This is a genomic window from Lentzea sp. NPDC051208, assembly GCF_040682435.1.
In the GTDB taxonomy this organism is placed as follows: Bacteria; Actinomycetota; Actinomycetes; order Mycobacteriales; family Pseudonocardiaceae; genus Lentzea; species Lentzea kristufekii.
Map to the genome: position 1 here is coordinate 1 of NZ_JBFBAW010000016.1, position 22697 is coordinate 22697.

The 22697-nt window shown below is 69.1% G+C and carries 23 protein-coding genes; 9 read left to right on the forward strand and 14 right to left on the reverse strand.

Going from position 1 to position 22697, the window contains the following annotated elements; all coding sequences use genetic code 11:
* Positions 1 to 362: 362 nt before the first annotated feature.
* Both AB0M48_RS32775 and AB0M48_RS32780 read left to right on the forward strand, forming a co-directional pair.
* A complete protein-coding gene (locus AB0M48_RS32775; protein WP_363849348.1) occupies positions 363 to 1736 on the forward strand; it encodes a mycothione reductase in 1374 nt (457 codons plus the stop codon).
* Between the two features lie 65 nt (positions 1737 to 1801).
* Positions 1802 to 2215, forward strand: coding sequence for a hypothetical protein (locus AB0M48_RS32780; protein WP_363849350.1), 414 nt, complete (start codon positions 1802 to 1804; stop codon positions 2213 to 2215).
* Between the two features lie 164 nt (positions 2216 to 2379).
* Here the strand turns inward: AB0M48_RS32780 and AB0M48_RS32785 are convergent, their stop codons facing one another.
* Both AB0M48_RS32785 and AB0M48_RS32790 read right to left on the reverse strand, forming a co-directional pair.
* The gene (locus AB0M48_RS32785) at positions 2380 to 2784 is read right to left on the reverse strand and encodes a VOC family protein (protein ID WP_363849352.1); all 405 of its coding nucleotides are present in this window, start codon (positions 2782 to 2784) and stop codon (positions 2380 to 2382) included.
* Between the two features lie 68 nt (positions 2785 to 2852).
* Positions 2853 to 4028: an MFS transporter gene (locus tag AB0M48_RS32790; protein ID WP_363849353.1), complete on the reverse strand. Its 1176-nt coding sequence runs from the start codon at positions 4026 to 4028 to the stop codon at positions 2853 to 2855.
* Between the two features lie 117 nt (positions 4029 to 4145).
* Here AB0M48_RS32790 and AB0M48_RS32795 point away from each other — a divergent pair, with 117 nt between their 5' ends.
* The 3 genes from AB0M48_RS32795 to AB0M48_RS32805 are packed head-to-tail and all read left to right on the forward strand — an operon-like array spanning position 4146 to position 7052.
* Positions 4146 to 4817, forward strand: coding sequence for a FadR/GntR family transcriptional regulator (locus AB0M48_RS32795; RefSeq protein ID WP_319982393.1), 672 nt, complete (start codon positions 4146 to 4148; stop codon positions 4815 to 4817).
* 43 nt (positions 4818 to 4860) lie between these two features.
* Complete coding sequence (locus AB0M48_RS32800) at positions 4861 to 5964, forward strand: epoxide hydrolase family protein (protein ID WP_363849355.1); 1104 nt, start codon at positions 4861 to 4863, stop codon at positions 5962 to 5964.
* Positions 5961 to 7052: a winged helix DNA-binding domain-containing protein gene (locus AB0M48_RS32805; RefSeq protein WP_363849357.1), complete on the forward strand. Its 1092-nt coding sequence runs from the start codon at positions 5961 to 5963 to the stop codon at positions 7050 to 7052. Before AB0M48_RS32800 ends, AB0M48_RS32805 begins: the two co-directional genes overlap by 4 nt.
* Here AB0M48_RS32805 and AB0M48_RS32810 read toward each other — a convergent pair.
* Positions 7049 to 7942 (reverse strand): LysR family transcriptional regulator, encoded by an 894-nt coding sequence (locus AB0M48_RS32810; RefSeq protein WP_363849359.1) that lies wholly within the window; start codon positions 7940 to 7942, stop codon positions 7049 to 7051. The two genes, AB0M48_RS32805 and AB0M48_RS32810, sit on opposite strands and share 4 nt — an antisense overlap.
* 72 nt (positions 7943 to 8014) lie before the next feature.
* On the opposite strand from AB0M48_RS32810, the gene AB0M48_RS32815 reads away from it, so the two are divergent.
* On the forward strand, positions 8015 to 8908 hold the full coding sequence (locus AB0M48_RS32815) for an EamA family transporter (RefSeq protein ID WP_363849361.1): 894 nt from the start codon (positions 8015 to 8017) through the stop codon (positions 8906 to 8908).
* Here AB0M48_RS32815 and AB0M48_RS32820 read toward each other — a convergent pair.
* Positions 8832 to 10331, reverse strand: coding sequence for a cobyric acid synthase (locus tag AB0M48_RS32820; RefSeq protein WP_363849620.1), 1500 nt, complete (start codon positions 10329 to 10331; stop codon positions 8832 to 8834). The genes AB0M48_RS32815 and AB0M48_RS32820 overlap by 77 nt on opposite strands.
* A 28-nt stretch (positions 10332 to 10359) precedes the next feature.
* Here AB0M48_RS32820 and AB0M48_RS32825 point away from each other — a divergent pair, with 28 nt between their 5' ends.
* The gene (locus AB0M48_RS32825) at positions 10360 to 11040 is read left to right on the forward strand and encodes a hypothetical protein (protein WP_363849363.1); all 681 of its coding nucleotides are present in this window, start codon (positions 10360 to 10362) and stop codon (positions 11038 to 11040) included.
* On the opposite strand, the gene map is transcribed toward AB0M48_RS32825, so the two are convergent.
* From map to dxr, 7 genes are all read right to left on the reverse strand, one after another.
* Positions 11027 to 11884 carry a type I methionyl aminopeptidase gene (map, locus tag AB0M48_RS32830; RefSeq protein WP_266042880.1) on the reverse strand — a complete coding sequence of 286 codons (858 nt, stop codon included), beginning with the start codon at positions 11882 to 11884 and terminating at the stop codon, positions 11027 to 11029. The genes AB0M48_RS32825 and map overlap by 14 nt on opposite strands.
* A gap of 10 nt (positions 11885 to 11894) precedes the next feature.
* Entirely contained in the window at positions 11895 to 12023 is a 129-nt protein-coding gene (locus tag AB0M48_RS32835) for a hypothetical protein (RefSeq protein ID WP_363849365.1), read from the reverse strand.
* Entirely contained in the window at positions 12023 to 13813 is a 1791-nt protein-coding gene (locus AB0M48_RS32840; protein WP_363849367.1) for a penicillin-binding transpeptidase domain-containing protein, read from the reverse strand. Before AB0M48_RS32840 ends, AB0M48_RS32835 begins: the two co-directional genes overlap by 1 nt.
* A gap of 18 nt (positions 13814 to 13831) precedes the next feature.
* Complete coding sequence (locus tag AB0M48_RS32845) at positions 13832 to 14683, reverse strand: GNAT family N-acetyltransferase (protein WP_363849369.1); 852 nt, start codon at positions 14681 to 14683, stop codon at positions 13832 to 13834.
* 138 nt (positions 14684 to 14821) lie between these two features.
* Complete coding sequence (gene ispG / locus AB0M48_RS32850) at positions 14822 to 15952, reverse strand: flavodoxin-dependent (E)-4-hydroxy-3-methylbut-2-enyl-diphosphate synthase (protein ID WP_036016096.1); 1131 nt, start codon at positions 15950 to 15952, stop codon at positions 14822 to 14824.
* 50 nt (positions 15953 to 16002) lie between these two features.
* Positions 16003 to 17214: a site-2 protease family protein gene (locus AB0M48_RS32855; RefSeq protein ID WP_363849371.1), complete on the reverse strand. Its 1212-nt coding sequence runs from the start codon at positions 17212 to 17214 to the stop codon at positions 16003 to 16005.
* A 7-nt stretch (positions 17215 to 17221) separates the two neighbouring features.
* Positions 17222 to 18352: a 1-deoxy-D-xylulose-5-phosphate reductoisomerase gene (gene dxr / locus AB0M48_RS32860; protein WP_363849373.1), complete on the reverse strand. Its 1131-nt coding sequence runs from the start codon at positions 18350 to 18352 to the stop codon at positions 17222 to 17224.
* Positions 18353 to 18487: 135 nt separating this feature from the next.
* Between dxr and AB0M48_RS32865 the strand changes: the two genes are divergently transcribed.
* Entirely contained in the window at positions 18488 to 18754 is a 267-nt protein-coding gene (locus AB0M48_RS32865; RefSeq protein ID WP_090013716.1) for a GlsB/YeaQ/YmgE family stress response membrane protein, read from the forward strand.
* Between the two features lie 136 nt (positions 18755 to 18890).
* Here the strand turns inward: AB0M48_RS32865 and AB0M48_RS32870 are convergent, their stop codons facing one another.
* Together AB0M48_RS32870 and AB0M48_RS32875 are read right to left on the reverse strand one after the other, a co-directional pair.
* Complete coding sequence (locus AB0M48_RS32870) at positions 18891 to 19541, reverse strand: response regulator transcription factor (RefSeq protein ID WP_030479625.1); 651 nt, start codon at positions 19539 to 19541, stop codon at positions 18891 to 18893.
* Positions 19538 to 21142 carry a histidine kinase gene (locus AB0M48_RS32875; RefSeq protein WP_363849375.1) on the reverse strand — a complete coding sequence of 535 codons (1605 nt, stop codon included), beginning with the start codon at positions 21140 to 21142 and terminating at the stop codon, positions 19538 to 19540. The genes AB0M48_RS32870 and AB0M48_RS32875 overlap by 4 nt, the downstream gene beginning before the upstream one ends.
* A 185-nt stretch (positions 21143 to 21327) precedes the next feature.
* On the opposite strand from AB0M48_RS32875, the gene AB0M48_RS32880 reads away from it, so the two are divergent.
* Complete coding sequence (locus AB0M48_RS32880; protein WP_363849377.1) at positions 21328 to 21786, forward strand: hypothetical protein; 459 nt, start codon at positions 21328 to 21330, stop codon at positions 21784 to 21786.
* A 59-nt stretch (positions 21787 to 21845) separates the two neighbouring features.
* Here the strand turns inward: AB0M48_RS32880 and AB0M48_RS32885 are convergent, their stop codons facing one another.
* Positions 21846 to 22667 (reverse strand): helix-turn-helix domain-containing protein, encoded by an 822-nt coding sequence (locus tag AB0M48_RS32885; RefSeq protein WP_363849379.1) that lies wholly within the window; start codon positions 22665 to 22667, stop codon positions 21846 to 21848.
* Positions 22668 to 22697 lie beyond the last annotated feature (30 nt).

The following is a 22697-nucleotide window of genomic DNA, read 5'->3' on the forward strand; positions in this document are numbered from 1 at the left end:
AAGCGGACACGCTTTTCGTCCGCTTGACACCCCTTCTCCCATGTGGCCCGCTCTTGGTGCGGCTCGTGACGGGACCCCACCGCCAACGCACCCAGCAACGCAACAGGTAGCCGCCCGAAGCAACAGGCGTGCCATCAACCCGCGCACGGCGCCACCCCCCGATCAGATTGCCGGGGGTCTGGGGGCAGAGCCCCCAGGGGAAGCACGCAACGCCAGGTCGCCGCCCGCAAGGCGACCACCCGCCAGGTCGCGGCACACAAAGGTGACCACCCCTCCACCCCCACCCCGGCCCACCCCCAGGTAAGCCCCCCGTAACCCCCAACCGGGGAACACCCCCACCCCAAAAATGGTTGGATCCACACGTGAGGCACTTCGACCTGGTCATCATCGGCACCGGCTCCGGCAACAGCATCCCGACGGAAGCCATGGCAGGCTGGCAGATCGCCATCCTGGAAAAGGGCACCTTCGGCGGCACCTGCCTCAACGTGGGCTGCATCCCCACCAAGATGTTCGTCCACACCGCGGACCAGGCCGCAGCCCCGGCCAACGCGAAGAAACTGGGCGTGGACGCCACCCTCGACGCAGTCCACTGGCCAGAGATCCGGGACCGGATCTTCAACAGGATCGACCCGATCGCCGAGGGCGGCCGCAACTGGCGCGCCAACGAGAACGCGAACGTGACGGTCTACGAGGGCACCGCGCACTTCATCGACGCGCACACGATCGACACCGGCACCGGCGAGACCATCACCGCCGACCGGATCGTCGTGGCCGCGGGCAGCCGTCCGACCGTCCCGGACATCGCGGACCTGGACACCACGGGTTTCCACACCAGCGACACCGTCATGCGCCTCGACGAACTGCCCGAGAGCCTGATCATCGTCGGCAGCGGCTTCATCGCCTCGGAGTTCGCGCACGTCTTCAGCAGCTTCGGCGTCGAGGTCACCGTGATCGCCCGGTCGAACCTCCTCCTCCGGCACGAGGACCTGGAGATCGCCCAGCGCTTCACCGAGGTCGCCAAGGGCAAGTGGAACGTCCTGCTCAACCGCAAGACCACCCGCGCCGAGAAGACCGCGACCGGTGTGAAGCTCCACCTGGAAGGCCCCAACGGCGAGGAAACCGTTGAGGCGCAACAGCTCCTCATCGCAACGGGCAGGCAGCCCAACAGCGACCTGCTGCAGGTCCAGAACGCCGGCCTCGACCAGCACCCGGACGGTCGCGTCAAGGTCGACGAGTACCAGCGCACGAGCCAGCCGCACATCTACGCCCTGGGCGACATCAGCTCGGACTACCAGCTCAAGCACGTCGCCAACCACGAGTCCAAGGTCGTCCAGCACAACCTGCTGAACCCCGACGACCAGATCAAGAGCGACCACCGGTTCGTGCCGGCCGCCGTCTTCTCCAGCCCGCAGATCGCGAGCGTCGGCCTGACCGAGGAACAGGCCAAGGAGAAGGGCATCCGCTACGTCACCGCCAGCCAGGCCTACGCCTCCATCGCGTACGGCTGGGCCATGGAGGACACGACCGGCTTCGCGAAGCTGATCGCGGACCCGGCCACCGGTCAGCTCCTCGGCGCGCACATCATCGGCCCGCAGGCCTCGTCGGTGATCCAGCCGCTGATCCAGGCGATGAGCTTCGGACTGGACGCCAAGTCCATGGCGCGTGGCCAGTACTGGATCCACCCGGCGATGCCCGAACTGGTCGAGAACGCGCTCCTGAACCTGCCGCTGGACTGAAGAGCCCGGAAAGACAGGGACTTCCGCCGCTGCCCAAAAGCAGCGGCACCAACGACGATGCAGCGATGACAGACAAGGTCCTCGTCGCCCACACGTCGAAAATCGCCGCCACGGACGAAATAGCCGAGATCATCGGCACCGAACTCGCGGGTTGCGGGCTGAGAGTCACCGTGCTCCCGGTCGCCGCGGCCGAATCGCTCTACGGGTTCGGTGCCGTGATCCTGGGTGACGCGGCAGCCCGTGACGCGCACCGGTTCGTGAAGCGGCACAGGGTTTCCCTCAAGCACACGCCGATCTGGTTGTTCCACCGCGGCACGCCACCCGTGCCGAACGACGTCACGCGCATGGTCCGCAGGCTGGGTGCCGGCGCGCCGATCAGCTTCGGCGGCGGGGCACCGGACTGGGACCGCGCCCAGGCCTGGGCCCGCTACCTCGCCGACCAGCTCGCGGTGTTGCACCGCGGTTTCGTCTCCAACTAGGGCCTGTGTCGAAGTCTGGTTCGATGAGAGTCGCGCTTGAGGTGGTTTCTGGTGGTGCGGCCGGACGGCCCGCATACCGGTGTTGTACGTGGGTCGTCCGGCCGTGCCGCCAGGGGCCGCCTCGGGCCCGGCTGTCGCGGATCAGACTTCGACACAGGCCCTAGCTAGGCCTGCTGGATGCGGACGGTGTTGCCGGCGGGATCGCGGAACACGCAGTCCCGCACGCCCCACGGCTGGACGGCCGGCTCCTGCACGACGTCCGCGCCACCGGCCTGAAGCTTCTCGAACGCGCCTTCGAGATCCGGCGTGGCCAGGTTGATGAACGCGTACGACCCGTTCTCGATCATCTCGGCGATCGCAGTGCGCTGACCGTCCGTGAGCCCGTCAGCCATGGCAGGCGGTTCCAGGACCACGGCAGGGCCTCCACCGGCAGGCGCGACGGTGATCCAGCGCATCGTGCCCTGACCGACGTCGGCGCGGACCTCCCAGCCGAGCAGGTCGCGGTAGAACGCGAGCGAAGCGTCGGGGTCGGTGTGCGGCAGGAACGTGGCGTGAATGGTGATGTCCATGCCGGCAACGCTAGGACCAGCACGAACGCGAAGCTTCTCGATTCCTGACCGACTGGCCGGGACAGGGCCTAGACGTAGCGGGGACGCCCGGCGATCATGCCGAGCACGGTCAGCGCGGCCAGCAACACGAGTTGCAGCGTCAGCGACGTGGTCCACGTCCCGGTGGCCTCGCGCAGCACGCCGAACGCGAACGGCCCGGAGGCCGCGATCAGGTAGCCGATGCTCTGCGCCATCGCCGACAGCCGGGCGGTGTCCGAAGTGGACTTGGTGCGCAGCGACATCATCAGCAGCGCCAGCGGGAACATGCCCATGCCGAACCCGATCAGCACCACCCAGAGGCCGGGTGCGGCCGCAGGCGCCACCAGTACGCCCAAGATCCCGGCGAACGACAGCACGCCCAACGCCAGGACCATCGGCGCCTGACTGGAGAACCGGGCGGCGATCGGCGGCACGAACAGGCTCACCGGAACGCTCAGCAGCATCGAGACCGCGAGCAGCATGCCGGCGGTGTTCCGCTCGACGCCGGAGTCGACGAGCATCGCGGGCAGCCAGCCCATGACGGTGTAGGCGAACAACGACTGCAGCCCGAAGAACACGGTGATCACCCACGCCAGCGGGCTGCGCAGCAACGACCGCTTCTCCACCGGCGCGACCGAGCGCACCACGGTCGACGCGGCCCCGTGCCGCGCACCGGCGAACCACACGACCAGAGCACCGGCCGACAGCAGCGCCCACGCGCCGACGGCCAGGCGCCACGAGCCGAGCCAGTCCTCCAGCCGAGGCGTCAACGCGGCGGCCAGCGCCGCACCCGCGGCGAGCGTTCCCGTGTACACGCCGGTGAGCAGGCCCACCTTGTCCGGGAAGGACGCCTTCACCACCACCGGGATCAGCACGTTGGACACCGCGATGCCCCCGCACGCGATGAAGGTGCCGCCCAGCACGACCCACGGACCGTCGATCACGCGCAGCACCAGGCCGAGCGTGAGCACCCCCAGTGAAAGTCCGATCGCGCGAGCCATGCCGAGGCGGCGACCCAGCCAGGGGGCCGCGAACGCCGCGAAGCCGAAACAAAGCGCCGGAACGGCCGTCAGCGCACTGGTCCATGCGGCCGAAACCCCAAGGGCGGCGCGGACATCACCGAGGACCGAGGCCAGACTGGTCACCGCAGGGCGGAGATTCGCGGCAGCGAGGGCGACCCCGATCGCGAGCAACGTGGACCCGACCAGCGGAACGTGACGATTCATGACGACCGTCACCCTGCGACCTGGATCGGTGGCAGTCTGTGCGGCAAGAGTCGTCTGCTTCATCGTCACGCGCACCACTATCGCAGACGTAGGATGTTCGGATGAAAGGATGACGCTGTGCCGTTGGCCACTACCCGACGGGCGGGCCTCGTCGACCAGGTGATCGAGCAGATGCGCGGCGCGATCACGACTGGTGAATGGCCCGTCGGGCAGCGCATCCCGCCCGAACCCGAGCTGGTCACCGCGCTCGGGGTGGGGCGGAACACGGTCAGAGAGGCCGTGCGCGCCCTCTCCCACGCCGGACTGCTGGAGGTGCGGCAGGGCGACGGCACGTTCGTCCGCGCGACCAGCGAGATCTCCGGCGCGGTCCGCCGCATGTGCGGGACCGAACTGAAGGAAGTGCTCCAGGTCCGCCGCACCCTCGAGATGGAGGGCGCGCGCCTGGCCGCGAAGCACCGCACGGACGCCGAACTGGCGCGCCTCACCGAGTTGCTGCACAAGCGCGACGCGGCGATGGAGAGCGAGCAGTGGGCCGAGGTGATCGAGCACGACACCGCGTTCCACGTGCTGCTCGTGCAGTGCTCGCACAACACGCTTCTAGCCGAGCTCTACCAGGGCTTGACCGAGGCGGTCAAAGCTTCGGTGGCGGCTTCTGTCGACACCAGCCAGCCCGGCCAGGACCAGGTGTCGCACACCGGGCTGCTGCACGCGGTCCGGGACGGTGACCAGGAGAAGGCGGCGATCGAGGCGGGCGGGTTCTTCGAGGAGCTGATCGAGAAGTTCTGCTAATCGCGGACAAGGGCTGTCCGCATGAGCTCATAGCGTGGGGGCCATGGAGATCACGCCGTTCCGCATCGAGATCCCGCAGGCGGAGATCGACGACCTCCGCTCCCGCCTGGCCGGCACGCGCTGGCCGGAGGAGGACCTGCCGGGCGTCGGCTGGTCCTACGGCATCCCGCTGAGCTATCTGCGCCCGCTGGCCGAGTACTGGCGCGACGGGTTCGACTGGCGCGCGCAGGAGGAGCGGCTCAACTCCTACCCCCAGTTCACGACCGAGATCAGCGGGCAGCGCATCCACTTCCTGCACGTCCGCTCGAAGAACCCGGACGCGACACCGCTGCTGCTCGTCCACGGCTGGCCCGGCTCGTTCGTCGAGTTCCTCAACGTGATCGAGCCGCTGTCCGAGGACTTCCACCTCGTCATCCCGTCGATCCCCGGCTTCGGCTTCTCCGGCCCGGTCCGCAAGCCCGGCTGGAACGTCCTGCGCGTCTCGTGGGCGTTCGCGAAGCTGATGGAGGGCCTGGGCTACGACCGCTACGGCACGCAGGGCGGCGACTGGGGTTCGGGCATCGCGCAGGAGATCGGCCGGGTGTTCCCCGAGCAGGTCATCGGCGTGCACGTGAACATGTTGCAGACCTTCCGGCCGCAGGGCGTCAACGACCTGTCGGACGAAGAGCTGCGCGCACTGGAATCGCTCGACCACTACCAGAAGGAACTCTCCGGCTACATGCACCTGCAGCGCAGCCGGCCGCGCACGCTGTCGTACGCGCTGACGGACTCGGCCGTCGGGCAGCTCGCGTGGATCGCGGAGAAGTTCCACGACTGGACGGACAACGAGGGCGTGCCCGAGGACGCGGTGGACCGCGACCAGATGCTGACCAACGTGTCCGTCTACTGGTTCACCGGCACGGCGGGTTCCTCGGCGGCGCTGTACAAGGAGCAGTCGGCGTCCTGGGGTCAGCAACAGCCTTCGACGGTGCCGACGGGCGTCGCGATCTTCCCGCACGACCTGAGCCTGCCGGTGCGGTCTCTGGCGGAGAAGATGATCCCGTCGATCGTGCACTGGACCGAGTTCGACCGCGGCGGTCACTTCGCCGCGATGGAGGAGCCGGACCTGCTGGTCCAAGACATCAGGAAGTTCTTCGAATCACTGTGAGCACAACACTTTCGAACCGCACCCTCAACCGGACCCTCCTGGCGCGGCAGCTGCTCCTGGAGCGGACGTCCATGCCGATCGTCGAGGCCGTCGAACACCTCGGCGGCCTTCAGGCCCAGGCGCCGATCCCGCCGTACCTCGCGCTGTGGACGCGGCTCAAGCCGTACGAGGTCGACGCGCTGAGCAAGCTCATCATCGACCGTTCGCTGGTGCGGATGACGTTGTGGCGCGGCACTTTGCACCTGATCTCGGCCGAAGACGTGTACCTGATGCGCACGGCGTTGCAGCCGGAGCTCAACAAGTGGGCGAAGATCGTGATGCCGCCCGCCACCCGCGTCGAGATCGACCTGGACAAGCTGGCGCGGATCACCCGCGAGTACATCGACGCCGAACCGCGCACGGTCGCGGAGATCGGCGCGCACCTGGAGGAGCACTTCCCCGAGGCCAAGGCGCGCGAGATGTCCACGCAGGCGCAGATGCTGGTGCCCATGATCCAGGTGCCGCCGCGCGGGATCTGGGGCGTGGGCGGCGTTCCGCAGAACGTCGCGATGGCGTCGTGGCTCGGGCGCGAACTTCCCGAGCGGGCCGCGGTGCCGGAGCTGATCAAGCGGTACCTGCGGGCGTTCGGTCCGGCGACGCTCGCGGACATGCAGGCCTGGTCGCGGTTGATCGGGCTCAAGGCGCACGCGGCGGACCTCGACCTCGTGGAGTACAGGAACGAGGAAGGCAAGGTGCTGCTGGACGTGCCGGACGGCGTGATCGTGTCCGAGGACGTGCCGGCACCCGCACGGCTGCTGCCCGCGTTCGACAACGTGTTGCTGGGGCACGCGGACCGCAAGCGGATCATGAGCGAGGACGCGCGGTCGCGCTGGGGCGCGGTGCGCAACGGCGTGTTCCCGCCGACGTTCCTGGTGGACGGGTTCCTGCGCGGCACCTGGAACGTGGTGGAGAACAAGGACGCGGCGACGCTGACGATCGAGCCGTACTTCAGAACCACCAAGAAGGACATGGCCGGGGTGATCCGCGAGGCCAAGGCGGTGCTCAAGGTGATGGCGCCCAAGAAGCCGCACGTGATCGTCGCTCCTTAGAGGGCCATCTGCTTGATGACTTCGAGAGTCGCGGTGATGGCGGGCCTGCGCGAGGCCTGCGTCCGCCACACCGCGTACAGCCGCCGGGTGGGCGTGGGTCGCAACGGCACGGCCTTGACGCTGTCCGGCACCTCTCCCCTGCCCAGCCGCGGGATCAGGGCCACCCCGATCCCCTTGGCCAGCAACGCGATCTGCGTCCGGTACTCGCTGATCCGGTACGCCACCACCGGTTCGATGCCGGCGCCGTGGAACGTCCGCTCCAGCCAGTCGAAGCAGATCGACCCTTCCGTCTGGCAGATCCACCGCTCTCCGGCGAGGTCGACGGGTTCGAGGAACTCCCTGCGCGACAACGGGTTCGTGACCGGGATCAGCACCTCCGCGACGTCGTTGACGATGAACGCGCGCGACAGCGACTCCGGCACCGGGAGTGGCGTGTTCGCCCAGTCGTGCACGATCGCCAGGTCGAGCTCGCCGCGTGCGACGGCCTCGGTGGCATACGGCGGGTCGATCTCCGTGAGCCGCACGTCCAGGGCCGGGTGCTGCTCGGCCAGGCTCACCAGGACGTCGGGCAGCAGGCCGCGCGAGGCCGTGGCGAAGGCGCCGATGCACAGGCGGCCGATCGCGGCACCTCGCTGTTCCTCCAGCGCGACCTCGGCCTCCTCGACGAGCTTGAGGACCTCGGCGGCGGTGTCGGCGAGCAGGCGGGCGGCGTCGGTGAGGCGGACGCCGCGGCCACTGCGTTCCAGCAGCGTGGTGCGGGTCTCGCGTTCGAGCTTGGCGATCTGCTGCGACACCGCGGACGGCGTGTAGCCGAGCACGTCGGCCGCCGCGCCGACCGTGCCGTGCACGGCGATGGCGTGCAGAGCCTTCAGCCTTCCCAGATCGAGCATGTAGTGATGCTAAACCCAAGACCTTAGCAATCGGAACTAGTGCTAAATAGTTGTCGAGCGCAAGCTTGGGGCATGAGTCCCCGTCACGTCCTGCTCGCTGTGCTGGTCGCCGCCATCTGGGGCTTCAACTTCGTCGTGCTCAAGGTCGGCCTGGACGAGTTCCCGCCGATCCTGTTCTCGGCGCTGCGGTTCCTCGCGGCGGCGGTGCCCGCGGTCTTCTTCATCGGCCGGCCGTCGGTGGCGTGGCGCTGGGTCATCTCGGTCGGGCTGGTGCTGGGCGTCGCGAAGTTCAGCTTCCTGTTCATCGGCCTCCAGGCGGGCATGCCGGCGGGGCTGTCGAGCCTGGTGCTGCAGAGCCAGGTCATCTTCACGGCGGTGTTCGCGGCGGTCGTGCTGCGCGAACGGCCGAAGCCCGTGCAGATCACCGGCATCGCCCTGGCCCTCGCCGGGATCGGGGTGATCGCGTGGGACTACGGCCTCTCGTCGCCGCTGCTGGGGTTCGCGCTGCTCATCGCGGCGGCGGCCTGCTGGGGCGTGTCGAACGTCCTGATGCGGTACGCGCGGCCGGCGGACACGTTGCGGTTCATGGTGTGGGTGAGTGCCGTCGCGGTGCTTCCGCTGTTCGCCCTGTCGGCGCTGACCGAGGACATGAGCGCGCTCGGCCGCCTCGACTGGGCCGGTGCGGGCGCGGTCGGGTACGTCGCGTGGATCTCGACGTTGCTCGGGTTCGGCATCTGGGGATTCCTGCTGCGCCAGTACGAGTCGTCCGTCGTGGCGCCGTTCTCGTTGCTGGTGCCGGTGTTCGGGATGTTCTCGGCGTGGGCGTTCCTCGGCGAGAACCTGAGCGGGCCGCAGGCCGTCGCCGGTGGCCTGGTGCTGGTCGGGCTGGCTATTCCGCAGCTGATGGGGCGCCGGGCGGCACGAACGGCAGTCCTGCCGGAGCCCCTCGTTCCAGCAGGTCGATGACGGCCTTGGTGTCGAGGTGATCGGCGACCAGGTCGCCCAGCAGGTCCAGCTGGGCCTCGCGGGCGGCCTGGAAGCTCACCTCGCCCGGTTCGAAGTCGCGGCCCGCGCGGTCGGCCGCCCAGCGCAGGAACCGGCGGCGGAACGCGTCGTTCTCCAGCAGGCCGTGCCAGTGGGTGCCGAGCACTCGGTCGGTCTGGGCACCTTCGTCACCGATGAGCGGGTTCTCGCCGCTGCGGACGACCTGGCCGTGGTGGATCTCGTAGCCGGTGACGGGCTCGTCCCACGCGGTGCCCGACGGCGTGGCGAGCGTCTTGCGCGGCTGGAAGCGGATGTCGACGTCGAGCAGGCCGAGGCCGTCGACCGTGCCGCGTCCCGATTCGACCTCGTCCTCGATGCGCCTGGACAACATCTGGAACCCGCCGCAGATGCCGAGCACCGGGCCGTCGAAGCGCTGGATCGCCTGCGCCAGGCCGGTTTCCCGCAGCCAGGCGAGGTCGGAGACGGTCGCCTTCGATCCGGGCAGCACGACCAGGTCGGCGTCGGCCAGCCGGGACGGCTCCGTCACGAACCGCACCGAGACGCCGGGCTCGCAGGCCAGCGCCTCGACGTCGGTGGCGTTCGACACGCGCGGCAACCGGATCACGGCGACCCGCAGCCAGTCGCGCTTCGGCGGCGACGGCCTGCCGATCACGCCGTCGGCGTTGTAGGACAACGAGTCCTCGGCGTCGAGCCAGAGCTCTTCGCTCCACGGCAGCACACCGAGCACCGGCCGGCCGGTGAGCTGCTTCAGCTGCCTCAGGCCCGGTTCGAGCAGGCGCGGGTCGCCGCGGAACTTGTTGACGACGAAGCCGGAGATCAACGCCTGGTCCGCGGCGTCCAGCACCGCGACCGTGCCGAAGAGGTGCGCGAACACACCGCCGCGGTCGATGTCGCCGACGACGAGCACCGGCAGGTTCGCGTTGACGGCCAGGCCCATGTTCGCGATGTCGTTGGCGCGCAGGTTGATCTCGGCCGGCGAGCCCGCGCCCTCGCAGATCACGACCTCGTGGTCCCGCCTCAGGTCGTCCAAAGTGGACAGCACGGTGCCGAGCAGCTGCTGCTTGCGGTCGCGGTAGCTCAGCGCGGAGACCTCGCCGACCGCCTGGCCGAGCACGACGACCTGGGACGTGCGGTCGCTGCCGGGCTTGAGCAGCACCGGGTTGAACCTGACGCTGGGCTCCTTGAACGCCGCCCGCGCCTGCACGGCCTGGGCGCGCCCGATCTCCCCGCCGTCGAGTGTGACGAACGAGTTGTTCGACATGTTCTGCGCCTTGAACGGCACGACGTCGACGCCCTGGCGTGCCAGAAAGCGGCACAGACCGGCCACCAGGACGCTCTTGCCCGCGTCGGAGGTCGTCCCACAGATCAACATCGCGCCCCGCATGGACGCCAATGCTGCCATCATCACCCCCATGCTCACCGTCGTGCTCATGCACAGCCCGTTCCTCGGCCCGTCGAGCATGCGCCCGCTCGCCGACGAACTGGCCTCCGACGGGGTGGCGGTCCTGCTGGTCGACCTGCAGATGAGGATCAACGAGGCGCCCGTGCACCAGCGGCTGATCGGCGCGTTCGCCGACGCCCTGGAGGACGCCGGCGTCGGCGGCCCGCTGGTGCTGGTGGGCCACAGCGGCGCGGGCCCGTTGCTGCCGTGCTTCGCCGACGCCCTCGAAATGGACGTGGCGGGCCTGGTGTTCCTCGACTCGGACCTGCCGACGCCGGGCAGGTCGTGGCGCGAGACCGTCGACCCGGCCCTCGTGGACAAGGTCAAGGCGTCGGTGCGGGACGGCAAGCTGCCGCGCTGGGACCGCTGGTTCGACTCGGACCCGCTGAAGCTCGTGCCCGCCGGCCTGCGCGAGGAGATGCGCGACGAGGCACCCGAGGTGCCGTGGGACTTCCTGAAGGAGCAGCGCCCGAGCGTCGAGTGGTCCGGGGCGTGCGGGTACGTGCTGCTGTCCCCGGTCTACGAGGACGCCGCGGTCAAAGCCGCCGAACTCGGCTGGCCCGTGGAGCGCCTCGAGTCGCACCACCTGGCGGCCGCGACGTCGCCGTCGGCTGTCGCGGCCGCGCTGAAGTCCGTCATCAGCAGACTGTGAGGATCTCCGAGCCGGTCTCGGTCACGACGATCGTGTGCTCGAACTGAGCGGTCCAGCTCTTGTCCTTCGTGGTGACGGTCCAGCCGTCGTCCCACATCTCGCCCTCGTAGTTCCCGAGCGTGATCATCGGCTCGATCGTGAACGTCATGCCGGGCTCCAGCACCGTCTTCACCGACGGCTCGTCGTAGTGCAGGACCACGAGCCCGCTGTGGAACGTGCGGCCGATGCCGTGGCCGGTGAAGTCGCGCACGACGCCGTAGCCGAACCGGTTCGCGTACGCCTCGATGACCCGGCCGACGACGTTGAGCTCACGGCCGGGCTTCACGGCCTTGATGGCGCGCATGGTCGCCTCGTGCGTGCGCTCGACGAGGAGCTTGGCCTCCTCGGAGACGTTGCCCGCGAGGAAGGTGGCGTTCGTGTCGCCGTGCACGCCACCGATGAACGCGGTGACGTCGATGTTCACGATGTCGCCGTCCTCGACGACGGTGCTGTCCGGGATGCCGTGGCAGATGACCTCGTTGAGCGAGGTGCAGCACGACTTCGGGAAGCCGCGGTAGCCCAGCGTCGACGGGTACGCGCCGTTGTCGCACAGGAACTCGTGCGCCACCGCGTCGATCTCGTCCGTCGTCACGCCGGGCACGACGACCTTGCCGGCCTCCTGCAGCGCCTGGGCGGCGAGGCGCCCGGCGATCCGCATGGCTTCGATGATCTCCGGCGTCTGCACCCACGGGTCGGTGCCGCGCGTCGGCGCGGGCTTGCCCACGTACTCGGGACGCACGATGCGCGAGGGGACCTGACGCCGCGGAGATTGCACACCGGGTTGCAGCGGAGCACGAACAGACATGCTCTCCAGATTAGCCTTGTGCTCGTCGCACGCCCTGAACCTGGTCCTCCGCCCTCGGCTCGGGCAGCCTGGGCACCGGCAGCAGGACACCTGCCCGGATCAGGCGTTCACGCGTCGTCAGGTCCTTGGTCTTGCTCATCACGGCACCGCCTTGAGGAAACTCGCCGCCACCTCCACGGCTGGTGTCGAGGTTTCCCCGCTGAGCACCAGGGTCGCGAACGCGAGATCGCCCCGGTAGCCCATGAACCACCCGTGTGAGTGCACGCCGTCACCGAACTGCGCCGTACCAGTCTTGCCCCGCACGTCTCCGTACGGCTTGAGTTGCGGTGCAGTGCCCGATTCGACGACCTCGCGCATCATGGCGCGCACCGGGTCCAGTGCGGCCACGGGCGGCGCGGCGGGCTGTTTGTCCGCTTTGGTCTCCTTGCCCCGCACCAGCTGCGGCACCGGCACCGAGCCCTTGACGATCGACGCCGAGACGAGCGCCATGCCGAAGGGCGAGGCCAGCACCTTGCCCTGGCCGAACGCGTCCTCGGCCCGTTCCACGACGTCGGTCGCGGGAGGCACGGACCCGGTGATCGTGGTGAGGCCCGCGATGTCGAAGTCGACGCCCAGGCCCAGCGACAGCGCGGCGCCCGGCAGCAGGTCCGGCGGCATGTCGACGGCGAGTTGCGCGAACGAGGTGTTGCAGGAGAACGCGAACGCCGAGCGCAGCGGGATCGTGCCCTTGTCGAACTCGCCTGAGTTCGGCACGATCCGCCGGCCGTCGATGGTGGTCTTGCCGGGGCACGGCACCGGGGTGTCGGCGGTGACCTTGCCGGACTGGATCGCGGCCAGCGCCGAGACCGCCTTCATCGTGGAGCCGGGCGGGAAGCGGCCGGTCAGCGCGAGCGCGCCCTGGGCGTCGGCCGGGTCGTTCTGCGCGACGGCCAGGATGTCGCCGGTGGACGGCTGGATGGCCACCAGGATCGTGGGCTGCTTGAGCGGCTCGACGGCGTCCTCGGCAGCGGCCTGGACGGCCCGCGACAACGCGATGTTCACGGCCTTGGCGGGCTCGGGGGCCTTCGAGTGCAGTTCCTCGACCTCGGTGCCCTGCGCGTCGACCGTGCTGACGCGGAACCCCGCGTTGCCGGCGATGTCGTTCTCGACGAGCTTGCGCACCGCGGGCAGCACCTGCGAGCCGAAGTTGCGGCTCGGCGCCAGCAACGACGTCTGCGAGCTGAACCGCACGCCGGGCAGTTCGTAGATCTTCGGCTTCACCGACTGGTAGTCCGCGTCCCGCAGCGCCGCCACCTGGTAGGCCTGGCCCTCCGGGGTCTTGCCCACGCCGTCGGTGATCGTCTGCTGGGTGATGGCCTTGTCGAGCGGGTTCAGCGCGTCGGCGAGGGACTTCGAGACGGCCGCGACGTCGCCGGCCTCCTTGCCGACGAGCAGCACCGAGACGACGCGTTCGGGGGCGAGCAACGGCGTGCCGTCGCGGTCGAGCACCGGCGCCGGGTCCGGCGTGAGCTCGGTGAGCTTGATCGTCTGCTGCGGTGCGAGCTTCGGATGCGCCACCGACGACGCCCAGTGCACCTTCCACGTGTCGCCGTCCTGGCGCACCTCGAACTTGGTCGGGTACGTCCAGTGGCGGTTCTTGCCGAGGTTCCAGTCGAGCGTGACGGACGCTTCGGACGCCAGCTCGCCGTTCTTGCGGATCTGGTCGACCTTGCTGCTCAGGCCCTCCGGCTTGAGCGCTCCCCTGAACTTCTCGAGCGTGTCCTTGGCGTCGTCCGGGTCGTCCGTCATCCCGGCGGCACCCTGCACGTCACCGGACGCGAGCTTCGCCAGGAAGTCGTTGGTGATCTCCGGTGCTCCTGGTTCGGATTCGAACAGCCCACAGCCGCTCACCGTCAGCAGGACCACCGTGATCGTCGCGAGAAGGCGCACTTGCGCGAGTATGCCCGTTCAGAAGAGGACAGTGGCGTACTGCCCGACTTGTTCGAACCCGATTCGCCGGTAGGCGGCCTGCGCCACGTGGTTGTAGCCGTTGACGTAGAGGCTCGCGGTCCTGTTGAGAACCCTGGTCAGCCGGTCGGCCACCGCCGCCGTGCCCGCGGTGCCGATGCCCTCGCCCCGGCGGTCCGGGCGCACCCAGACGCCCTGGATCTGGCCGACCTTGCTGGACATGGCGCCGATCTCGGCCTTGAAGACCACCTCGCCGTGCTCGAACCTGGCGAAGGCCCTGCCCGCGGCGATCAGCTCGGACACCCGTGCCCGGTAGCCCGCGCCGCCGTCCTCGGCGCACGGGTCGATGCCCACCTCTTCGATGAACATCGAGATGGCGGCGGGCAGGTAGCGGTTCAGCTCGCTCGGGCGGACCTGGCGGACCTGCGGGTCCGGGGTGATCTTCGGCGTCGTCGAGATGGCCATCAGCGGCTGGTCCCCGCGGACCTCCCTCGCCGGGCCCCAGTCGGGCTGCAGCTCGTCCCAGAGGGTCAGGACCTGCTCGGCCGGGCCGACGAGGCTGGAGCACATGCGGCCCCGGCGCCGGGCGCGGTCGGCGAACATGCGCATGGCCGTCGCACCGCCCTTGAGCGGGATCAGGTTCGGGCCGGAGAAGCAGAGACCCTCCACCTTGCCCCTGATCGGCTTGGAGTCGGAGCCCCACATCTCGCCGCCCAGACGCCACGGGTCGAGGCCCGCCACTTCCACCCGTGCCGCGACCATGCACGCCGCCACGGGGTCGTCGTCGAAGACCCCGCGCACGTCGGTCAGGTCGCGCTCGTCGAGAACGCGAGCTCCGGCAAGCCTCAGCACGTCACCTAGCGTGCCAGATTCGGCGTGTCCGTGACATCAGCCAACAGTGCCTACTGTCAGTGACCGCAGGCACTTTTCACACGCACGCGGGGCCCTTTCGTACTCTCATGCAGTACGAAAGGGCCCCGCGTGGCGTTCTCAGCCGACGGTGACGGCCGGGGTGCCGCCCTCGACCGGTTCCATCTCCTCGGCGAGGCGCATGGCCTCTTCGATGAGGGTCTCCACGATCGCGTGCTCGGGCACGGTCTTGATGACCTTGCCCTTGACGAAGATCTGGCCCTTGCCGTTGCCGGAGGCGACACCCAGGTCGGCCTCGCGGGCCTCACCGGGGCCGTTCACGACGCAGCCCATGACCGCGACGCGCAGCGGCACCTCCATGCCCTCCAGGCCGGCCGTGACCTGCTCGGCGAGCGTGTACACGTCCACCTGGGCGCGACCGCACGACGGGCAGGACACGATCTCCAGCTTGCGCGGGCGCAGGTTGAGCGACTGGAGGATCTGGTGGCCGACCTTGATCTCCTCGACCGGCGGGGCGGACAGCGACACCCGGATGGTGTCGCCGATGCCCTGGCGCAGGAGCGCGCCGAACGCCACGGCCGACTTGATGGTGCCCTGGAAGGCGGGGCCGGCCTCCGTGACGCCCAGGTGCAGCGGGTAGTCGCACTGCTCGGCCAGCAGTTCGTACGCGCGCACCATGACCACGGGGTCGTTGTGCTTGACGGAGATCTTGATGTCGTGGAAGTCGTGCTCCGCGAAGAGGGACGCCTCCCACATCGCCGACTCGGCCAGTGCCTCGGGCGTGGCCTTGCCGTACTTCTTGAGCAGGCGGGGGTCGAGCGAACCGGCGTTGACGCCGATCCGGATCGGGGTGCCGTGGTCCTTGGCGGCGGCCGCGATCTCCTTGACCTGGTCGTCGAACTTGCGGATGTTGCCCGGGTTGACCCGGACCGCGGCACAACCGGCCTCGATGGCGGCGAAGACGTACTTCGGCTGGAAGTGGATGTCGGCGATCACCGGGATCTGGGACTTCCTGGCGATCGCGGGCAGGGCGTCGGCGTCGTCCTGCGACGGGCAGGCGACGCGCACGATGTCACAGCCGGACGCCGTCAGCTCCGCGATCTGCTGCAGAGTCGCGTTGACGTCGGACGTCAACGTGGTCGTCATCGACTGGACGGAGACGGGGAACTCGCTGCCGACACCGACGTTGCCGACCATCAGCTGCCGGGTCTTGCGGCGTTCCGACAGCACCGGCGGCGGCAGTGCCGGCATTCCGAGCATCACGCCGTCACTCATGGGTTGTGCACCTTTCCGTGGATCACTTATTGCAACCTGATCGGGTTGACGATGTCGGCGGTCACGGTCAGCAGCGTGATGGCGCCGCCGATGAAGATGACCACGTAGGTGAGCGGCAACAGGCGCATGTAGTTGACCGGGGCGCCGGCGGGCTTCCCGCGCAGCTTCCTCACCCAGTCTCGCACCCGTTCGTAGAGGTTGACGGCGATGTGACCACCGTCAAGCGGGAGCAACGGCAGGAGGTTGAACACACCGACGAAGAAGTTCAGGCCCGCCAGCATAAGGATGAAGAACGCCCACAAACCGCGTTCGGCGGCGTCACCACCCAGTCGTGACGCACCCACCACCGAGATGGGCGTGTCGAGGTCTCGCTCTCCGCCACCGATGGCCTTGACCACGGCCGGGATGCGCTCCGGGAAGCGCATGAGGCCCTTCCAGGTGTTCACGAACATGTCGCCGGTGAACGCGATGGAGGCCGGGACCGCGGCGAGCGGGCTGTACTCGAAGTTCTGCTGCCAGGTGACGCCGATGGCGCCGACCTCCTTGACCTCACGGCCGCCCTTGCCGTCCGTCACCTCGCGGGTGACCTTCGGCACGTTCACCGTGAGCGCGACCTCCTTGCCGTCGCGCAGGACCTTGAACTCGGTCGGCCCGCTCAGTTCGCGGGTGACCGTGAGCATCTCGGACCAGGTCGAGATGGGCTTGCCGGCGATGGCGGTGACCTCGTCGCCGGGCTGCAGGCCCGCGTCCTTGGCCGGGGCCGGGGCGCCGGGCTGGCACGGCGCGGTGAGGCCGACGGTGTGGTTCTGCACGCACGGCGTGATCTCGGCGAGGACCGGCTGGTCCTTGTTGTTCGGCAGGCCCAGCGTCATCGCGAGGATCAGCAGGATGAAGAAGCCGAGGATGAAGTGCGTGATCGAGCCGGCGGACAGCACGACGACGCGCTTCCACACCTTCTGGTTGTAGAAGGCGCGCTTGCGGTCGTCCGGGTGCACGTCGTCCAGCGCCGTCATGCCCGTGATCTCGCAGAAGCCGCCCGCCGGGATCGCCTTCAGGCCGTACTCGGTCTCGCCCTTGCGGAACGAGAAGAGCTTCGGGCCGAAACCGATGAAGTAGCGGGTGACCTTCATGCCGTAGAACTTCGCCGTCAGCAGGTGCCCGAACTCGTGCAACGCGATGGAGACCGCGATGCCGAACGCGAACAGCAGCACCCCGAGGATGTTGATGAATGTGTTCACGGAAAGCTCAGTTCCTTCCAACCAGCTCGCGAGCACGTGCGCGTGCCCAGTCCTCGGCGGCCAGGACCTCCGCGACGTCCGCGGGGTCCTTCTGCCAGTCGTTCGCCTCGCCGAGAACCTGGCCGATGGTGTCCACGATCGACAGGAACGACGTGTGGCCGGCGACGAAGGAGGCGAGTGCCTCCTCGTTCGCGGCGTTGTAGATCGCAGGTAGGCAACCGCCCGCGGTGCCTGCCTGCCGCGCGAGCTCGACCGCCGGGAAGGTGACGCTGTCCAGGGGTTCGAACGTCCACGAGGTGGCGGTGTCAAAGGTACAGGCGGACGCCGCACCGGCGACGCGCTCGGGCCAGGACAACCCCAGCGAGATCGGCAGCCGCATGTCCGGAGGCGACGCCTGCGCGAGCGTCGAGCCGTCCGTGAAGGTGACCATGGAGTGGATGATGGACTGAGGGTGCACCACGACGTCGACGCGGTCGTAGGGGACCCCGAACAGCAGGTGCGCCTCGATCAGCTCCAGGCCCTTGTTGACCAGGTTCGCCGAGTTGATCGTGACGACCTGGCCCATCGACCACGTCGGGTGCGCCATCGCCTGCGCCACGGTGACGGCCTCGAGCTCCTTGCGGCTCCTGCCGCGGAACGGCCCGCCGGACGCGGTGAGCACCAGCTTGTGCACCTCGTTCGCGGTGCCACCGCGCAGGCACTGCGCGAGTGCCGAGTGCTCGGAGTCGACCGGCACGATCTGGTCGGGCTTCGCCGCCTTCAGCACGAGCGGCCCGCCCGCGATGAGCGACTCCTTGTTCGCGAGGGCCAGCGTCGCCCCCGTCTCGAGCGCCTTGAGCGACGGCTCCAGCCCCCTGGACCCGTCCATGCCGTTGAGGACGACGTCCGCGGGAGCCGCCTCGATCAGGTCGACCATGCTGGTCAGCGTCCGGACGCCCGGCACTTCGGCGCCGTTCGCGACGGCGACCGTCTTCACGTCGAACTCCGCTGCCTGTTCTGCCAGCAGGTCGAGCTGACGTCCACCCGCGCCGAGACCGACGACCTGGAAGCGGTCGCGGTTGCGCCGGATGACGTCGAGCGCCTGGGTGCCGACGGAGCCGGTCGAGCCCAGGATCAGGACAGTGCGTGGAGTACTCATCGCCCCTCATTGTTCCGGAGAGTGCCTGAGAGCACGGCACAGCCCGCTACTTTGATAACGGAGTGGTCTTGAAGGTGTGAAGTCGCCGGATCGGGGGCATTCCATCGGCGTCAAGTCGTTGGAAGGAGACTCTCCGTGGGCATCCTCGGATGGATCGTGCTCGGTCTGCTGGCAGGCGCCATCGCCAAGGCAATCATGCCTGGTAACGACCCCGGTGGCTTCATCATCACGATGCTGCTCGGTATCGTTGGTGCGATTCTCGGCGGATTCATCGGATCTGCGGTGTTCGGGACCGACCTGGGCTCGTTCTTCGATCTCCGGACCTGGCTGCTGGCCATCGTCGGATCGCTGATCCTGCTGGGCATCTACCGCCTGGTGACGGGCAAGCGCAGTCACGCTTAGCCGCAACAGACGTTTGAGGCCGTTCGGGTGACGCCCATCGGGTTCGCCGCACGGCACGCACAAACCCCGCGCCTCCTCAGGGAGGCGCGGGGTTTGTGCTTTTTGGTCGCTGCTTCTGCAGACTTGCGGACCAGGGTCAGGTCGCTATGCCTGCGTCCCGGGCCAGCAGGGCTGCCTGCACTCGGTTCGTCAGGCCCAGCTTGGCCAGCAAGCGCGAGACGTAGGTCTTCACCGTCGCCTCGGACATGTGCAGCTTGGCGCCCACGTCGGCGTTCGACATGCCCTGTCCCAGCAGCGCCAGCACTTCCACCTCGCGGTCGGTCAGGCCCTCTACCGCCTTCTGCGCCTCCTGGCGCTTCGGCTGGCCCGACGTCGCCACCATGCCGACCACGCGGGACGTGACCATCGGCGACAGATACGCCTCGCCGTTGTTCACCGCCCGCACGGCCCTCAGCAGCTCCTCGGGTGCGGAGTCCTTCAGCAGGAAGCCGGCCGCACCGTCGGACAGCGCGCGCACGATGTTGTCGTCCTCGCCGAACGTCGTCAGCATCACGACGCGGACCGACGGCGCCACCACCCGTAGTTCCTTCGCGCACGCCAGGCCGTCCATGCGCGGCATGCGGATGTCGAGCACGGCCACGTCCACCCGGCGCTCGCGCACGATCTGCAGGGCCTCGCGGCCGTCGCCTGCCTCCGCCACGAGCTCGATGTCGTCGGCGGTGCCGAGAATGGCCTTGATGCCGGCGCGCATGAGCGGCTCGTCGTCGGCGATGAGCACCCGGATCATTGACCTGTCCTCTGAACGTGGATCTTCTTCTCGACCAGCTTGCCGTCCCGGAAGCAGAAACGCACCACCCGGGTGCCTTTCGCGAGGTACGACTGCTCGTCGGTGATGTGGTAGACGCAGCGTGCGCCCGGTGGTTCGGGGCCGGCCTGGGACTTGCGCTCACCGTCGGCGACCAGGGGTTCGTCGCCGGCCGGGAGCAACGCGCGCACGTCGGCCTCCGCCTGCCCCTCCTGGATCCTGTCGAGGTTCTCCTGCGACACGACGTCCGTGACGGGCTGCGCGCCGAGGTAGGTGAAGCCGCCGATGATGATCGCCAGCACCAGCGACGCCCCCGCTATCGAGCCGACGCCCGCCCACTTGCGGATGCCGCGCGGGGATTCGGTCTCGTCCTGCTCGTCCTCCGGCTCGTCCGGGAGCGGCGTCTCCTCGTACGGCAGCACGGCGGCGATGCGGAACCCTCCGGAGGGCAACGCGCCGACGTGCAGGATGCCGCCGGCCACGCGCACGCGTTCGGTGAGCCCGATCAGGCCCACGCCCGGCGCCTGGACCGGTGACCCGTTGCGCGACGGGTTGTTGCGCACCTCGACGACCAGCGCGTCCGGCTCGTACTTCACCGTCACCTGCACTGCGGCGCCCGGCGCGTGCTTGGCGGCGTTGGTCAGGCCCTCCTGGGCCACGCGATAGGCCGCGTGAGAGACGCGGGACGGCAACGGGTGTGCTTGCCCGCCGCGCACCAGACTGACCAGAACACCGGCCTTGCGCGCGTCGCTCACCAACGAGTCGATGGACTCCGCGGTCCGTGTCGCGGGGTCGTCGTCGGGACCGTCCTCCGCGCGCAGCACGCCGATGATCGCCCGCAGCTCCCCCATGCCGGTCAACGCCGCCGAGCGCAGCACCCCGATGGCCTCGCGCTGCTTGTCCCCCAGCGACGGGTCCAGCGCCAGCGCGCCGGCGTGCACGGAGATCAGCGACAGCCGGTGGCCGAGGCTGTCGTGCATGTCCTGGGCGATGCGGCTGCGTTCGCGGAGGCGGACCTGCCGCGACAGCATTCTGTGCTCGACGCGCATGCGCGCCTCGCGGTCCTGCATGGCCTGCACCAGCGCCTCGCGTTGCGCCAGGTAGCGGCCGACGAGGAACGGCAGCGCCACGCCCACGCCGAAGATCGTGACCAGGATCAGCATGCCGTAGACGGGTTCGATGTCGAGGGGCCGCTCGACCCAGTCCCACCACAGCACCACGACGACGAACGTCATCGCGGTCGACACGACGGCCTTGACCCACGACTCGATCCGGCGGCCCGCCGTGTAGCTCAGCACGACCATCATGGCGGGGCCGAAGAACGGGATCGCCGCACCCACGATCATGACCGTGGCCGGCAGCAGGTGCCGCAACGGCAGCATCACCACGTAGACGGCGAAGTAGGCGACGAGCGTCCAGCCCGACGCCTTCGTCTCCGCCCACGGCCCCGGCCACAGGTCCAGCAGCAGCACGCCGACCATGACGAGCAGGTCGCCGACGAGCCGCACCGGGGTCAGCGCCCGAAGCCGGGCCAGGGTGTCGGCGCGGAACGCCTCGGCCCTGGTCCGCACAGCAGTAATCACGATTTCAACCTACGAGACGTCCCATGTCCGCGCGGCACGCTGGAGTATCGGATTCCCGCGACGAAAGTTGACGCCGCGCTCGACCCAGGTCGCTTGGAACCCCTTCGACGACGTTCGAAGGGCCCGTTCCACCCATGATCGTCTCGGCATACTCCGCCTCCTGCACATCAATCTCAGGGGGAAACATGAGAAAAGCGTTGTGTGTGCTGTTCGCCGCCGCTTTGGCGCTGATGTCGTTGCTGGGGACGGCGACAGCGGCGACGCCGGTCGAGATCAACCTGGGCGTTCCCGCCGAGGTGGGTGCGCCGGCGCAGCCGGACGTCTCGGCCCAGGCCCTGTCGTGCGGCAGCGGCAACATGTGCGCGTGGCCGGTCAGCGACGGCAGCAGCAGCCGCTGCAGCTGGGGCAGCGCCGACCCCGACTGGCAGGGCGGGGACGTCCGGTGCTCGTGGTCGGGCACCCGTGCGGTGCGGGCGGCCGAGAACGCCGGTGCCAGCACCTCCTACACCAGGGTGTGCCTGTACCCCGGCGCGAACTACTCCGGGAGCACCGCCTACTACATCCCGCGAGGCGTGGAAGCACCGAACTTCCCGAACGTGCTGATCCGCTCCCACAAGTGGGTCACCGGAAACACCTGCTGGTGACCGGCTGACGACTGAGGGCCATCCGGCGGTGTCCGCAGTGGACGCTGTCGCGGTGGCCCTCAGCCTCGTTCTGCCGCGAGCACTCGCAGTCCCAGCGGGGTGATCAGGTGCCGGGCGAAGTTGTCCTCGCGCTCGGTGGCGATGAGCCCCGCCTCGCGCAGCACACCGGTGTGGTGGCTCACGGTCGCGGGGGCCACGCCCACCAGCTTCGCCAGCCTGGTGGTGGTGTTCCCGCCGACCACCGACCGCAGAATCGACGCCCTCGTGGCACCCAGCAGTGCGGTCACCTGGTCACCGCCCGCGCGCCCGCCGGCCACGAGGCGGGACTCGGTCCGGATCGGACACACCAGCACCGGACCCGCCGGTGCGACCAGGTGGCGCAGGGCGAAGTAGCAGGGGATCACCGTGAGACCCCGCCCGCCGAGGTGCAGGTCGCGGTCGTCCGGATGGTCGACGGACAGCACGGGCGGATGCCACCTGGTCGCGGCCCCGAGCGTGCTCAGCAGTGCTTCCGGGCCGCCGTGCAGGTACTGGTGGATCCTCGCTGCCGCATCGGTGCACAGGCCGTCCTCGATGACCGGCAGGTGCGGCTCGATCAGGCACCGGTGGTAGACGCGCAAAGCCTGGCGCAGCGCGGCGGTGGCGAGGTCGTCCGGCCGGTGCGGGGCAGCCATCAGCACGGTGTGCAGCGCCATCCGCAGATCCGGGTCGCGTGCGGCGAGCTCGCGCACATGTCGGCGCCACGGTCCGAAAGACAGGTCCCCTTCCCCCTGTCGCAGGATCTGGGCGCTGCTGACGGTCTCCCACATCAGGTCGGTCTCGAGTTTCAACCCCGTGTGCGCGATGTCCCGATCGGTGAAGTGGATGCGCAGCTGCGGCACGTCTTCCTCCCCCAAGGAATGCCGTTGGCC